This window comes from Streptomyces sp. NPDC058464 (genome assembly GCF_042721035.1).
GTDB lineage: Bacteria > Actinomycetota > Actinomycetes > Streptomycetales > Streptomycetaceae > Streptomyces.
Window position 1 is genome coordinate 67,180 of sequence record NZ_JBHXMA010000051.1, and the last position, 14,280, is coordinate 81,459.

Annotated in this window: 11 protein-coding genes; 3 read left to right on the forward strand and 8 right to left on the reverse strand. The window is 73.1% G+C overall.

The features are described from left to right. Nucleotides 1–240: 240 nt before the first annotated feature. Nucleotides 241–663 (forward strand): ATP-binding protein, encoded by a 423-nt coding sequence (locus ACFWPQ_RS43895; protein WP_384048371.1) that lies wholly within the window; start codon nt 241–243, stop codon nt 661–663. Between the two features lie 236 nt (nt 664–899). Then, nucleotides 900–1,754, forward strand: a complete 855-nt coding sequence (locus ACFWPQ_RS43900; protein WP_384048373.1) for a SigB/SigF/SigG family RNA polymerase sigma factor — start codon at nt 900–902, stop codon at nt 1,752–1,754. Nucleotides 1,755–1,830: 76 nt separating this feature from the next. On the opposite strand, the gene ACFWPQ_RS43905 is transcribed toward ACFWPQ_RS43900, so the two are convergent. Next, nucleotides 1,831–4,083 carry an FUSC family protein gene (locus ACFWPQ_RS43905; RefSeq protein WP_384048376.1) on the reverse strand — a complete coding sequence of 751 codons (2,253 nt, stop codon included), beginning with the start codon at nt 4,081–4,083 and terminating at the stop codon, nt 1,831–1,833. 16 nt (nt 4,084–4,099) lie between these two features. Beyond that, a complete protein-coding gene (locus tag ACFWPQ_RS43910) occupies nt 4,100–5,476 on the reverse strand; it encodes an NAD(P)/FAD-dependent oxidoreductase (RefSeq protein WP_384048379.1) in 1,377 nt (458 codons plus the stop codon). 256 nt (nt 5,477–5,732) lie between these two features. On the opposite strand from ACFWPQ_RS43910, the gene ACFWPQ_RS43915 reads away from it, so the two are divergent. Next, on the forward strand, nt 5,733–6,542 hold the full coding sequence (locus ACFWPQ_RS43915) for a methyltransferase domain-containing protein (RefSeq protein WP_384048382.1): 810 nt from the start codon (nt 5,733–5,735) through the stop codon (nt 6,540–6,542). Between the two features lie 27 nt (nt 6,543–6,569). On the opposite strand, the gene ACFWPQ_RS43920 is transcribed toward ACFWPQ_RS43915, so the two are convergent. The 6 genes from ACFWPQ_RS43920 to ACFWPQ_RS43945 all read right to left on the reverse strand — a co-directional run. Continuing rightward, nucleotides 6,570–7,004, reverse strand: coding sequence for an ATP-binding protein (locus tag ACFWPQ_RS43920; RefSeq protein WP_384048385.1), 435 nt, complete (start codon nt 7,002–7,004; stop codon nt 6,570–6,572). A 94-nt stretch (nt 7,005–7,098) separates the two neighbouring features. Next, complete coding sequence (locus ACFWPQ_RS43925) at nt 7,099–9,003, reverse strand: AMP-dependent synthetase/ligase (RefSeq protein WP_384048405.1); 1,905 nt, start codon at nt 9,001–9,003, stop codon at nt 7,099–7,101. A gap of 141 nt (nt 9,004–9,144) precedes the next feature. Beyond that, entirely contained in the window at nt 9,145–10,233 is a 1,089-nt protein-coding gene (locus tag ACFWPQ_RS43930) for a glutamate--cysteine ligase (protein ID WP_384048408.1), read from the reverse strand. A 106-nt stretch (nt 10,234–10,339) separates the two neighbouring features. Continuing rightward, nucleotides 10,340–12,547: a 1,4-alpha-glucan branching enzyme gene (gene glgB, locus ACFWPQ_RS43935; protein WP_384048388.1), complete on the reverse strand. Its 2,208-nt coding sequence runs from the start codon at nt 12,545–12,547 to the stop codon at nt 10,340–10,342. 7 nt (nt 12,548–12,554) lie between these two features. Next, nucleotides 12,555–13,910 (reverse strand): maltokinase, encoded by a 1,356-nt coding sequence (locus tag ACFWPQ_RS43940; RefSeq protein WP_384048391.1) that lies wholly within the window; start codon nt 13,908–13,910, stop codon nt 12,555–12,557. A 31-nt stretch (nt 13,911–13,941) separates the two neighbouring features. Next, the coding region (locus tag ACFWPQ_RS43945; RefSeq protein ID WP_384048393.1) for an alpha-glucosidase C-terminal domain-containing protein at nt 13,942–14,280 on the reverse strand (339 nt) is incomplete at its 5' end.

The following is a 14,280-nucleotide window of genomic DNA, read 5'->3' on the forward strand; positions in this document are numbered from 1 at the left end:
GGGGGAGGCCAGCCAGGGCCGTCAGAGGTGGTGCGGGAGGACCCGGAGTCAACTCCTCGACCACTTATGGGTGAACGGTAAACCATCCAGAGCCGTTTCGTGTAGCTGGGAACAGGCTACGTGACCCGTTTCACTTTGGGGAGCCCCTCGCGGCATCCGAACGGGTTTGGTCGCGTCCCGACCGGTGAGGCGTAGAGGAGAGCCCCTACGCAACCGGTCCACCACTCAGGGAGCGAGAGGATGCGGGAAAAGTACCGGACCGAGTCACCAGCCGCACCACCACCCAAGTTCCGCCGGCCCCCGCTGCTGCCGGCCGACGCCCGCAGAGCGGTACGTGGCGCGGTCGCCCGACGGGACCTGCCGTGTGCCGCCGGAGCCCTCGACGACGCCCTGCTCGTCACCTCGGAACTGACCACCAATGCCATCCTGCACGGCGGCGGGATCACCGGCTTCGACGTCGACGTCGAGGGGTGCGCGGTACGGGTGTCGGTCAGCGACCGCAGCGACGAGACACCGGTCGCCGAACGGGCCGTGGAAGAACGCGACCACTGGCTGCCCGGCGGCCGGGGCTGGCCCATCGTCTGCCGGCTGGCCCGTGACGTGGAGGTCGCCGGACTGCCCTGCGGCGGCAAACGGATCACGGCGGTCGTGCCCCTGGCCTGAGCCGGTGGGCGGACTTCCGGCAGGACGCAGTTTGCGCCTGGACCGAAGGGGCAGTCGGACTGTCGTGCTTCGGACCATAGGCGCGCGCCGACGGGAGCAGTCGTACGACGGCCCCAGGGCCCGCCGAGCGGTCCGGAAGGTGCTTGCGCGGCTCCCCCGACACCGGAGTTCGGGCCGAGTCCCGGGACCCTCGTTCCGGTGACGCCCTGAAACCCACACTTCAGGAGCGATTCCGCATGCCCAGCCAATGGTCGACCAGCCGTCCCCGCACGCCCGACCGCACCACCCGAACCACACCCCGCCGCACCACCCGCACGACGCGCCGCCGCGCCCACGACGACGCCCCCGACACGACGGCCCTCTTCGCCCGCCTCGCCGCGCTCGACGACGGCCCCGAGCGGGGCGTCCTGCGGGACGAACTGGTCGCCGCCTGGCTGCCCATGGCCCACCGCATCGCCGGCCGCTTCCGCGACCGCGGCGAGTCCGTCGAGGACCTCCGCCAGGTCGCCGCACTCGGCCTGGTCAAGGCCGTCGACCGCTACGACCCCGCACGCGGCGCCTTCGAGAGCTACGCGGTGCCCACCATCACCGGTGAGGTCAAACGGCACTTCCGCGACCGGTTGTGGGCGCTGCGCGTGCCGCGCCGGGTGCAGGAACTGCGCAACCGGGTACGGGTGGCCCGCCGCGATCTCGCCCAGAATCCAGGATCTCCGGAACCCACCGTCGCCGATCTCGCCGCCCGCACCGGCCTGACCGAGGACGAGGTCACCACCGGTCTGGAGGCCCTGGAGAGCTTCAGCACCCTGTCCCTGGACGCCGAACTCACCGACGGCGAGGACGGTCACCGCCTCGCCGACACCCTCGGGGTGCCCGAAGGCTCCTACGACGTCTTCGTCGACCGGGAGGCGGCGAAGGAGGGGCTGCGGCGGCTGCCCGAGCGGGAACGGGCCATCCTGTACATGCGGTTCTTCGAGGACATGACGCAGAGCCGGATCGCCGAGTGCCTCGGCATCTCCCAGATGCACGTCTCCCGGCTCATCAGCCGCAGCTGCGCCCGGGTCAGGGCCGAGGCCCTGGGCGGGTCCCGCTGATCTCCGCGGACGATCCCCGGGGATGCGGCAGCCCGGATCCCGGCCGGCCGCCGGGACCCCGCACCGTGACGCCCTGTCAGGCGGCCGCCCGCGGCCGCACCGGCACCCCCAGCGGCCGGGCCAGGCCCACCACCGCTTCGTCCAGGCGCTGCAGATGCCGCAGGACCCGGTCGGTCACCCTGCCGTAGCGCGGGGCCCGGAGGGTGCCGGGTTCCAGCATCGCCGCGATGCTGGGACCGGTCTCGATCCCGGGGACGGGCTGTCCGCCGGCCACCTGGGCGGAGATCGCCTCGATGTTGTGCACGATCCGCCGCCCCGCCCCGCGCAGCCGGGGATCCGCCGCGATCGACGGATGGGTGGGCAGCAGCTCCGCCGTCGCGGCCAGGGACCGCGCGTGATAGGCGCAGGTCTCCAGGAGCGCCACGACATAGCGCGCGGTGTCCCGGCGGGAGCGCAGCGGGGTGATCGGATGCGTCAACGGCTGCACGGCCGCCGCCAGATCGGCCAGCGCCTGGTCCAGGTCGCGGGCCTTCTCCACCAGGTCGACCGGCGGCGCCCCGCTCAACTGGTCGGCCGAGGCCCGGGTGACGTCGGCCAGCCGGTCCAGCGTCTCGGCCAGCAGTTCGTCGGTACGGCGGTCGGTGTGGACCGGCAGCACCACCGCGGCCGCGATCACCCCGCACACCGCGCCGAGCGCGGTCTCCGCCACCCGCAGCACCAGGACGTCCAGGCTGTAGGTGTTGAGCAGCGTGTACAGCAGGCCCAGCATCGCCGTCACGAAGAACGACATCAGGGTGTACGAGATCGGCGCCGAGTAGAACATCGCGAAGATGAAGACGAGCACCAGCCCGAACGCCGTCCAGGTGTGGTGCCCGACCAGGCCCGCGAGCACGATGCCCGCCACCACGCCGAGCACCGTGCCGAGCAGCCGCCGGTAGCCCTTCACCAGGATCTCGCCGGTGGACGCGGTGTTGATGAACACGATCCAGCAGGTCAGGACCGCCCAGTACCAGCGCTGGGCGGAGAGGAACTCCCCGCCGACGATGGCCAGCGACGAGCCTACCGCCACCTGCACCGCCGCCCGCGTGGTCGGCCGGCGCAGCCCGGTCGCCTCCTCGGCCTCCCGGTCGCCCTCCTCGACGCCCTCGATGGCGGCGTCCTCGGCGTCCAGCTCCTCCCGGGACCGGGAGGTGGCCGGGGTGTCGTCGGACTCGTCCTGCGGCCCGTCCAGCGCGATCCGCAGCCCCAGCACGGCCCGCGCGGCCTCGCCGGTGCCCCGGAACACGTCCTGCACGGCGGGCGGGGCGGGCGGCAGCTGCTCCTCCTCGCGGTAGCCGAGCAGCCGGTTGCGGAGCCGGGCCAGCGCGGTTCCCTTCTCGGGTCCGGCCGGGCGCAGCACCAGCAGCCGCAGCGCCTCCAGATCGAGCCGCAGCCGCTCCATCGCCTCGTCCCGCACCGGCTCCACCGCCGCCGACGGCAGCGGGGCACCCGGCAGATGGAGGGTGAGGGTGTCCGCCCGTTCGGCGCTGCGGGCGGTGAGCAGCAGCAGCCCGAGCCGCTCGGCGGCGATCTCGGCGTCCGCGATCCGGCGCTGCACCAGCCTGGCCACCGCCTCGTCGGAGGTGCCGTCCACGAGCCGGCCCTGGATCAGCAGCGCCGTCTCGTGCAGCCGCGCGGTCCTGACCCGGACCTCCTCCACCGCCTTGTCCAGCTCGTCCGGCCCGGCGTCCAGCAACTCCGCCTGCGCGGCCACCAGCTGGGCGAACCGGGCCCGGAAGGCCCGCCGCAGCCGGTCCAGGATGCCCGCGGCGGTCTCCCGCACCAGCACGAACCGCGCCACGGCCGCGCAGCCGAACGCCACCGTGATCGTGAGGTACAGGCCGGGCAGCGCGGACACGGTCGCGTGCACGAACAGCGAGGCGAAGTAGATCTGGAAGCCGACCAGCCCCAGCGCCGTGCCCCGGTCGCCGAACCGCCGGCTGTAGACCGCGCAGAAGATGAGCGCCACGAAGAACAGGTCGCCGATCACCACCCGTGAGTTGAGCAGCGCGCCCAGCGACATCGACGCCAGTGCCACCGGCAGGCCGAGAGCGAGCGTGACGGCCTGCTCCGGACGCCCCTTCTCCCGGATCGCGAAGGTGGCCACCATCGCCGTGATGGCCCCGGCCACCAGATGGGACACGTCGAACCGCAGCGCCGCGAGGACGGCGAGCGTGAGCGCGATCGAGGTGACCGTGCGCAGCCCGGCGGTGAAGCGGAGCAGCCCGGGGTCGGCCGCCGCGAGCCGCCCCAGGACCTCCGCCCGCAGCGGCCGCCCCGCCGCTCTCACTCCGCCGCGCTCGCCGTCACGCAGGCGAGCTCCCGGGATCCTCGGGGCCCTCGGCGCGCGCCCGGACCTGCTCCGGTGTCAGATACGTGTCCGTGTACTCGAAGTCCTTGAGCCGGGCGGGCTTGCGGGACTGGAAGCCCGTACGCACGAAGTCGTCACCGGCCAGCGCGTTCAGCAGCCAGTTGGTCGCGACCCGGGTCTTGGCCACGTTGGTGCGCAGCGCCGACCAGTGGTAGCCGCGGGCCACCACCTGGGCGGGCAGGCCGCGCAGTTCGATGCCCAGCGGCTTGGAGACCGCGTCCTTGCCACCGAGGTCCACCACCAGGCCCAGGTCCTTGTGCACGTACGGCTGGAGCGGCCGGCCCCGCAGCGCCGCGATGACGTTGTCGGCGACCGCCTTGCCCTGCCGCATGGCGTGCTGCGCGGTCGGCGGGCAGACCGCACCCGCCGCGTCCTTCGCCTTGTCCGGCACGGCCGCGGCGTCGCCGAGCGCGAACACCCCGTCGTGGCCCGGCAGGGTCATCTCGGCGTCGACCGCGAGCCGTCCCCGGACCGTCTCCGCGCCCATGGTGGCGATCAGCGGACTGGCGACCACCCCGGCCGTCCAGATCAGCGTGTGGGTGGGCACCACCCGCCCGTCGGTGAAGGTCACCTCGGCCGGGCCCGCCTTCTCGATCGACACCCCCAGGGAGACGTCGATGCCGCGGCGCCGGAGCACCTCCTGAGCACTGCGGCCGAGCTTGTCGCCGAGCTCCGGCATCAGCTTCGGGGCGATGTCGATCAGGTGCCACTTGATCAGCTTCGGGTCCAGGTTCGGGTAGCGGTGCAGTGCCGCGTGCGTGAGCTTCTGCAGACAGGCCGCGGTCTCGGTGCCCGCGTAGCCGCCGCCGACCACCACGAACTGCAGCCGGGCGGCGCGTTCGGCCGGGTCGTCGCTGGCATCGGCCAGATCCAGCTGGGAGATGACGTGGTCGCGGATGTAGGCGGCCTCGGCGAGGGTCTTCATCCCGAACGCGTGCTCGGTCAGGCCGGGAATGTCGAAGGTGCGGGTGACACTGCCCGGGGCCAGCACGATGTAGTCGTACCGCTCGTTCACGAGCCGGTCGGTTATGGTGCGGATGACGCACACCTTGGACTTCAGGTCCACCCCGATCGCGCCGCCCGGGATGATCCGGGTGCGGTACTTCTTGCTGCGGCGCAGTGACACGGCGATCGACTGGGGCGTCAGCACGCCCGAGGCGACCTGCGGCAGCAGGGGGAGATAGAGCTGGTAGGAGGTCGGCGACACCAGGGTGACGTCGGCTTCGTCGGGGGAGAGTTTCCGCTCCAGGCGGCGCACGCACCCCACTCCGGCGAAGCCTGCGCCCACCACCAGGATCCTGGGTCGTGTCACGGTGTATCCCTTTCCGCTGCTCCGGGCCGTCCGGCTCGACGCCGTCCGCGTGCCCCGGAACGCTTGCTTCGCACCACATCGATCCCACCGTGCCCGACGCCGTTCCGCCAGCCGGGCGGAGCAGGCAGCCGAACGCGTGGGACCCAGCATGCCCCTGGATCGCCGGGAGAAACCGGCTCTCGCACAGATATGCGTCGGACTCGAGTCCGACCGAAGGGCGTCCGTGGCGATCACGGACGCCAGTAGAGTGCCCGCCATGGCGCAGACCCAGCCCGGAACGGGCTTCCAGAAGCGGCACATCGACCCCGACCGCGTGGCCCCGCTGGTCGCCGCCCTGGACTCCCAGGACGCGAACCCGGGCGTACGGAGGCTGCGCATCTGGGCCGAGGAGGCGCTGGCGGTGCGGCACGGCGAACGACTCCTCGACGTCGGCTCCGGAACCGGCTCGCAGACCCGGATGCTGGCCGCCGCCGTCGGCCCGGACGGCGTCGCGATCGGCGTCGAGGTCAACCCGAGTCTGCGCGCGGTCGCCGAGGAGCGGTCCGCCGACAGCAGGGCCCGCTTCCTGCACGGCGAGGCCGAGGCGCTGCCCGTGCCGGACGGCTCGATGGACATCGTGTGGTGCGAGCGGGTCCTCCAGCACCTCCACGAGCCCGACCGGGCCATCGCCGAGATGGCCAGGGTGCTGCGCCCCGGCGGCCGGGTGGCGGTGCTGGACACCGACTGGGGGACCACCCTCCTGCACCCCGGCGACCCGGCGGTGGTGCGCGCGCTCACCTCGGCCGCCCTCAACGGCGCCAACCCCTACGCCGGGCGCCGCCTGGTCGGCCAGCTGAGCGCGGCCGGGTTCGTGGTCGACGACCGCGGCTCGCAGGCCCTGCTCCAGGACCACCGCACGGTCGCCTGGCCGCTGATCCGCATGCTCGGCGAGGCCGCCGTGCGCACCGGCGCGGTCACCGGGGAACAGCGGGACACCCTGTACGCCGATCTCGCCGAGGCCGCCGAACAGGGGGCGCTGCACATGTCGGTGACGATGTTCGGGGTGGTCGCGCACCGGCCGGAGTGACCGTGCCCGGCCCCGGCCGGGCCGGCCTCACCAGGGCAGGAAGGCGTGGACGTCCTTGCCGTCCGCGGTGACGACCACGCTGACCTGGTCGCACAGGGTGCGCAGCAGGTGCCAGCCCACGCCGCCCCCGCCCCCGTGCGGGCGGAAGGGCCGCGGCTCGGGCCGGACCCGGCTGGTGTCGTGCACCGTGACGTGGACGCCGTCGTAGGTGCGGCGCATCCGCAGCTCGAAGGGGCCCGGCGCGTACTGGACGACGTTGGCGGCCAGTTCCGTCACGACCAGCAGGATGTCGTTCCAGCAGTCGGGACCGGTGGGCGGCGAGCTGCGGGCGAGGCCGGCGAGGAAGCCGTCGGCGGCCAGCCGGGCGCCGGTCACATCGCGGAGCCGGCCCGGGAAGGAGACCGCGCATCCGCCGGTCGCCTCCACGGATCGTCCGTCGTCCCGCCGTGGTCCGGTCCCCATCTCGTCTCTTCCAGCCCCGGGAAGCGGCCGCCGTCGCGCCGGCCTCTCCCCTCGCGACGAGTTCCCACCCTGGCGGCGGATACGCGTGCTCCGTTCACCGGAACACGTTGTCGGAGTCGTCCCAGTCGGCCGGCTCCGGCTGGCCCGGCCGGCGCACCGCCTGCGAGCGGGCCTGGTACATGGCGTCTATCTCCGCCGCGTAGTGGCGCGCGATGGCGTCCCGGCGCAGCTTCATCGACGGCGTCAGCATGCCGTTGCCCGGGGCGAACGGCTCCTGGATCACCCGGTAGACCCGGATCGACTCGGAGCGGGACACCACGCTGTTGGCCGACGCGATGGCGCGGGCGATCTCCTCGCGCAGCGCGTTCTCCTCGCGCGCCTCGCGCCCCGGCGAGTCGCCCGGCAGCGCGAGCGCGCCCCGCCAGTGGGCGAGGAAGTCCGGGTCCAGGGTGATCAGCGCGCCCACGCAGGGCCGGTCGTCGCCGACCACCACCGCCTGGTGCACCAGCGGGTGCATCCGCAGCCGCTGCTCCAGCGGCGCCGGGGCCACGCTCTTGCCGCTGCTGGTGATGATGATGTCCTTCTTGCGGCCCGTGATGGTCAGATAGCCCTCGGAGTCCAGCCGCCCGATGTCCCCGGTGGCCAGCCAGCCGCCGCGCAGCGCCGCCCGGGTCGCGTAGTCGTCGCCGACGTACCCCTGGAACACCGACGGACCGCGCACCAGGATCTCGCCGTCGTCGGCCACCTGGATCTGGGTGCCCGGCAGGGCCTGGCCCACCGTGCCCGACTTCTCCCGGCCCAGCGGCTGCATGGTGATCCCGCCGCTGGACTCGGTGAGGCCGTAGCCGTCATGGACGAACATGCCGATGCCCTCGTAGAACAGGGTGAGTTCACGGCTGAGCGAGGAGCCGCCGGACGTGGCCCGCAGCACCCGCCCGCCGAGCGCCCCGCGCAGCTTGCGGTACACCGTCCGCTCGTAGAGGGCGTGTTGCAGCCGCAGGTCCAGGGCGGGGCCGGCGCCGGTGCCCAGCCGCTGCCGCTCCAGGGCGGCGGCGAAGTCCCGGGCGGTCTCCGCGGCCCGCTCGAACAGGGCACCGCGGCCGTGCTGCTGGGAGGTGCGCAGGAACGTCTTGTACACCTTCTCCAGCACCGACGGCACCGCGTACAGATAGGTCGGCCGGAACGTGGCCAGCGCCGCCGCAAGCGCGGCCTCGGTCATCTCCGGCTCGTGGCCCATCAGGATCCCGCCGCGCAGGCAGATCACCATCACCATCAGGCCGTACACGTGCGAGAACGGCAGGAAGGCCAGCACGGAGGCCTGTTCGCCCGGGCGTGCCGCGGTGTGCCCCCAGCCCGCCAGCAGCGTGTCGCAGGGGTAGGCCAGCCCGCGGTGGCTCAGCGCGCAGCCCAGCGGACGGCCCGAGGTGCCCGAGGTGTAGGTGATGGCGGCCGTGGAGTCCGGCATCACGATCCGGCGCAGCGACTCCACCGTGGTCAGCGGCACGAACGTGCCCTTCTGCACCAGCTCGGGCAGCGCCCCCGCGTTCAGCTGCCACACGTGCTTGAGCTCGGGCAGCCCCTCGCACACGGTGCCGACGGTCATCACGGCCTGCTCGTCCTCGACCAGCACGGCCACACAGCGGGCGTCCCGCAGGATCCACTCGACCTGGTCCCGCGCGGACGTCGGGTGGATCGGCACCACCTCGGCCCCCACCGACCACAGCGCGAGGCCGAACACCGTCCACTCGTAGCGCGTCCGCGCCATCATGGCCACCCGCTGCCCGGGCGAGATCCCCGACGCGATCAGCCCCTTGGCCAGGTCGACCACCTCGTCCCGCACTTCGACCGCGGTGACCTCCTCCCAGCCCGCGGGGGCGCCCTCGGGACGGCGCGCCAGCACCGGCAGGGTGGGGTTCCGGTCCGCCGTCTCGAAGATGCTGTCGGCGAGCCCGCCGGCCAGGGTCGAAGCGGTCGTCGGAGCGAGGGCGTCGTCGCGCATGCGCTGCTCCTGCATGTACGGAGGGTCACCCTCCCGATCGGTACTGTTGTCGATGCGGGTCGAATCTAGCCCAGGGGAGTGCGGCCCGTGTCGGGAACGGTCAACTCGTTTCCACCTGATGACAAAGCTCAACCCGGGAGTTCAGCCCTGGGTACGGCGCACGCACTCCACGACGACGTCCCGCAGGTTCCCGGTGCGCTCCAGGAACGACCGCTGTTCGCGGGCTCCGGTACCCCTGTGCAGCACATGTGCGACGGCCTCCTCGACGCCGACCGTGTCACCGCTGTCGGCGAGCGCGTCCGCGGTGTGCGCCAGCAGCGTGCCCACCACCTCGGCGGCGGGCCTGGGCCGCATCGTCAGGGGGTCGAGAAGGTCCTGTTCGAGGCCGGTGCGGGCGGCCTGCCAGGAGGCCAGCCGGAGCATGCTCACGCTGGGGTCGAGCGGCGGCCGCCCGGCCCGCCAGTCGCGTGCGGCCGTCTCCACCAGGGCGCGGATCAGCGTGGCGACGAGCACGGTGGTGTCCGCCCGCAGGCACACGTCGGCCACCCGGATCTCGACCGTCGGGTAGCGCGTGGACAGCCGGGCGTCGAAGTACACCATCCCCGTGTCGAGGATGACCTCGCTGGCGACCATGTCCGCGACCCGTTGCCGGTACCGCTCGGCCGAGCCGAACAGTTCGGTCGGTCCCGCCGACGGGCCGCGCGCCCACAGCCGGCTGCGGAAGCTGGCGTAACCGGAGTCCCGGCCCTGCCAGAACGGCGAGTTGGCGCTGAGCGCGCGCAGCACCGGGAGCCACGGCCGGATCCGGTCGAGGACGGCGACCCCCTCCTCGTCGGACTCCACCGACACGTGCACATGGCAGCCGCAGACGAACCAGTCGACCATGGCGGCGCCGAACCGCCCGGCCATCCAGTGGTACCGCTCGTGCAGGGTGAGCGCCGGGGCGACCGGCAGGGGGTAGGTGGCGAGCGCCGCGACCGCGCAGCCGATCTCGCCCGCCAGCCGGCCCGCCTCCTTGCGGCAGGCGACGACCTCGGCGCCGAGCTCCGCCATGTCCCGCCGCGGACTGGTCGCGAGCTCCAGCATCTGCCCGAACAGTTCCTTCTGGAACACGGCCTGTCCGGGATCGTCCTGGGCGGCCCGGTCGACGACCGCCGCCGACCAGGGCACGGGCTCCCCGCTGTCCGGGTGGACCAGCAGGAGTTCTTCCTCCACACCGACGGTACGCAGCACAGGGAACCGCCCTCCGGCCGGGCCGCGACCGGGCGCGGCGGGGTCTTTCCACCCGGACTGCCCGGACCCGGCCGCGGAAACACGTGACGGGGCCCTCGACGGGTTACGGGGCGACGGGCTCCAGCCATACCGTGCCCAGCGGGGGCAGCGTGAGCCGCAGGGCGCCGTCGTCGGCGAGCAGCGGACCCCGGCTGACGACGTCCCCGCCGCCGTACCGGGCGCTGTCGGTGTTGAGGATCTCCTGCCAGACGGGCATCCCCCTGGGCACGCCCAGCCGGTAGCCGGGGCGGACCACGGGGGAGAGGTTGGAGACCGCCAGCAGCGGCCGGGCCTCGGCATCGAACCTCAGGAAGGCGAAGACGTTGTCCTCGGCCGCGTCCCCCAGGACCCACTGGAAGCCCGCCGGATCGGTGTCCCGCTGCCACAGCGCGGGGTGCGCGCGGTACCCGGAGTTGAGATCCCGGACCAGATCCCGGACACCCCGGTGATCGGCCTCGGCCCCGTACTCGGGGTCGAGCAGCCACCAGTCGGGACCGTCGGCGTGGGACCACTCGCCGCCCTGGGCGAACTCCTGCCCCATGAAGAGCAGTTGCTTGCCCGGATGGGCCCACATGAAGGCCAGATACGCGCGGTGGTTGGCACGCTGCTGCCACCAGTCGCCGGGCATCTTGGACACCAGGGACCGCTTCCCGTGGACGACCTCGTCGTGGGAGATGGGCAGGACGTAGTTCTCGCTGTACGCGTAGACCATCGAGAAGGTCATCTCGTGGTGGTGGTACTTGCGATGGACCGGCTCGTGCCTGATGTACTCCAGCGAGTCGTGCATCCAGCCCATGTTCCACTTCAGCCCGAAGCCCAGCCCGCCGCTGTCGGTGGGCCGGGTCACCCCGTCCCACGCGGTGGACTCCTCGGCGATGGTCACCACCCCGGGCGCCCGCCGGTACACGGTCGCGTTCATCTCCTGCAGGAACGCCACCGCGTCCAGGTCCTCGCGCCCGCCGAACACGTTGGGCGTCCACTGCCCGGAGTCCCGCGAGTAGTCGAGGTAGAGCATCGAGGCGACGGCGTCCACCCGCAGCCCGTCGACGTGGAACTCCTCGCACCAGTACACGGCGTTCGCCACCAGGAAGTTGCGCACCTCCACCCGGCCGAGGTCGAACTCGTAGGTCCCCCAGTCCGGATGCTCGGCCCGCCGCTCGTCCCCGGGCTCGTACAGCGGGTCCCCGTCGAAGCGGGCCAGCGCCCAGTCGTCCTTGGGGAAGTGGGCCGGGACCCAGTCCATGATCACGCCGATGCCCGCCCGGTGCAGGGCGTCGACCAGGTACTTGAAGTCGTCGGGGGTGCCGAGCCGGGAGGTCGGCGCGTAGAAGCCGGTGACCTGGTAGCCCCAGGAGCCCCCGAAGGGGTGCTCGGCGACCGGCATGAACTCGACGTGCGTGAAGCCCAGGTCGTCGACGTACGCGGTGAGTTCCTCGGCCAGTTCGCGGTAGCTCAGGCCCGGCCGCCAGGACGGCAGGTGCACCTCGTACACCGAGAACGGCGCCTCGTGCACCGGGACGTCACCCCGGTGCGCCATCCACTCCGCGTCGTCCCACTCGTAGTGCGAGACCGTCACGATCGACGCGGTCGCGGGCGGCACCTCCGTCCGCCGGGCCATCGGGTCCGCCTTGAGGAACCGGCCGCCGTGCCGGGACGTGATCTCGAACTTGTACCGGGCGCCCTCGCCCACCCCCGGCAGGAACAGCTCCCACACCCCGGCCGCGCCCAGCGACCGCATCGGGAACTGCGTGCCGTCCCAGCACGTGAAGTCCCCGGCCACCCGCACGCCCCGCGCGTTGGGCGCCCACACGGTGAACCGGGTCCCGGCCACCCCGTCATGGACCATCGGCTCGGCACCGAGCGCCTTCCACAGCTGCTCGTGCCGCCCCTCCCTGATCAGATGCAGGTCGTACTCACCCAGCGCGGGCAGGAACCGGTACGGGTCGTGGACCTCGTGCTCCTCCTCCTCGTACGTGACGAGGAGGGTGTACGACGGGACCTCGGCGTACGGGAGCACGGCCGCGAAGAGCCCGTCGTCCTCCGGGGCCAGAGGGCTGCGCACCCCGTCCACGAGCACGCTCACCGCTCGGGCGTGCGGGCGCAGCGCCCGGAAGAGGGTGCCGCCGTCCACCGGGCGGGCGCCCAGCAGGGCGTGCGGATCGTGGTGGGCGCCCGCGAGCAGCCGCCCGCGCTCGTCGGCGTCCAGCGGCGGGGCCGTGGGGCGGGACGGGCCCGAGGGCTCGGGGAGCGAAGAGTCACGCAGTGCTGCCATGTTGTCGTCAGCCTCCCCAGCGGGCGAGCCGCTCGATCGCGGCCATCGGAACCGGAAGCCAGGCCGGCCGGTGCCTGGCCTCGTACACCACCTCGTACACCGCGCGGTCCGTCTCGTGGGCGCGCAGCAGTGCGTGCTTCTTGCGCGGGTCCCAGCCGGCCCGCGCAGCGTAACCCGCGCAGTAGGCCTCCCGGCAGCGGCGGGCCCACTCCGGGCGCCAGGGGCGGCGCTGCCGGGCCGCGTAGTCGAAGGAGCGGAGCATCCCGGCGACGTCCCGCACCGGCGACTGGGTGCTGCGCCGCTCGGAGAGCGGCCGGGACGGCTCGCCCTCGAAGTCGATGACGAACCACTCGTGGCCCGCCCGCAGCACCTGCCCCAGATGGAGATCGCCGTGGATCCGCTGGGCGAGCGGCCCCGCGTCACAGGTGGCGAGCGCCTCGAAGGCGCCGCGCAGCCCCGGTACGAACGGCCGCAGCGCCGGCACCGCGTGCGCGGCCGCGTCCAGCCGCGCCGACATCGCCACCGCCGTGCGGCTGTGCTCGTCGTGGACGGCGGACGGGAAGGCGGCGGCGAGCGCGAGATGCACCTCCGCGGTGGCCCGGCCCAGCTCCCGCGCCTCGGTGGTGAAGTCGTCCCCGGCCGCGAGCGCGCGCAGGGCGAGGGTCCAGCCGTCGGCCGCGTCGGGCAGGAAGGGCTGCAGCACCCCGAGCGTCGCCGGGCTCGGTTCGGTGGTCCGGAACCAGGCCACCGGCGCCGGCACCCGGGCACAGCCCTGCGCGGCCAGCGCGCCGGGCACCTCCAGGTCCGGGTTGACGCCGGGCTGGATCCGCCGGAACACCTTCAGGATGTAGGAGTCGCCGTACACCAGCGAGGAGTTGGACTGCTCGGCGTCCAGCAGCCGCGGCGCGAGTCCGCCGGGTATCCGGGCGTCCGGGGCGGTCTCGAAGCGCAGCGGGCCCGCCGTGCCGGGTATGCGCAGCCGCTCCAGGAGCAGTTCGGCGGCGCGCGGGTCGTGCAGGGCGTCGTAGACGGCGAGTCCGGCCAGCGGGCCCTCCTCGGCCCGGCCTATGTAGGCCCGCTCCAGCCTGGGCGCGCGGTGTTCGCGGACGCCGAGCAGGAGCTGGTAGCAGTCGCCGGACGGGGCGGCGCCGCCGCCCGGGGAGTGGTCGGCGTGGACCAGCAGGTGCAGGCAGCCGGGGAACAGTTCGGTCATGGACAGCACGGACAGCTCCGTGACGGGCCGGTCCTTGCCCGCGAACCAGCGCTGCCGGGGCAGCCAGTCGCGCAGCAGCCCACCCAGCGAGACCAGCGGCCGGTCGAGGCCGGCCGTCGTGCCTCTGGGCAGGTCAACGGTCTTCGTCATCGTGACGCGTCCTTTCCTCGGCTCCGCACGCTCAGTGCCGACTGCCGGTGCGGGAGGCGACTCGGGAGAGCCGGAACCAGTAGAAGCCGTGCCCCGCGAGGGTGAGCAGATACGGCAGTTCACCGACGGCGGGGAAGCGCACCCCGCCGATCAGCTCGACCGGGTGCCGGCCGTCGTAGGCCCGCAGGTCGAGTTCGGTGGGCTGGGCGAACCGGGAGAAGTTGTGCACGCAGAGGACGAGATCGTCCTCGTACTCCCGCAGGAACGCCAGGACGGCCGGGTTGGAGGACTGCAGTTCGGTGTAGGACCCCAGTCCGAAGGCAGGATTCTGCTTGCGGATCTCGATCATGCGGCGGGTCCAGTGGAGCAG

Excerpts from the sequence above, each read along its gene's own strand:
- ACFWPQ_RS43895 (WP_384048371.1), top strand. The coding sequence starts at position 241 with ATGCGGGAAAAGTACCGGACCGAGTCACCAGCCGCACCACCACCCAAG.
- ACFWPQ_RS43900 (WP_384048373.1), top strand. The coding sequence starts at position 900 with ATGCCCAGCCAATGGTCGACCAGCCGTCCCCGCACGCCCGACCGCACC.
- ACFWPQ_RS43915 (WP_384048382.1), top strand. The coding sequence starts at position 5,733 with ATGGCGCAGACCCAGCCCGGAACGGGCTTCCAGAAGCGGCACATCGAC.
- ACFWPQ_RS43920 (WP_384048385.1), bottom strand. The coding sequence starts at position 7,004 with ATGGGGACCGGACCACGGCGGGACGACGGACGATCCGTGGAGGCGACC.
- ACFWPQ_RS43925 (WP_384048405.1), bottom strand. The coding sequence starts at position 9,003 with ATGCGCGACGACGCCCTCGCTCCGACGACCGCTTCGACCCTGGCCGGC.
- glgB (WP_384048388.1), bottom strand. The coding sequence starts at position 12,547 with ATGGCAGCACTGCGTGACTCTTCGCTCCCCGAGCCCTCGGGCCCGTCC.
- ACFWPQ_RS43940 (WP_384048391.1), bottom strand. The coding sequence starts at position 13,910 with ATGACGAAGACCGTTGACCTGCCCAGAGGCACGACGGCCGGCCTCGAC.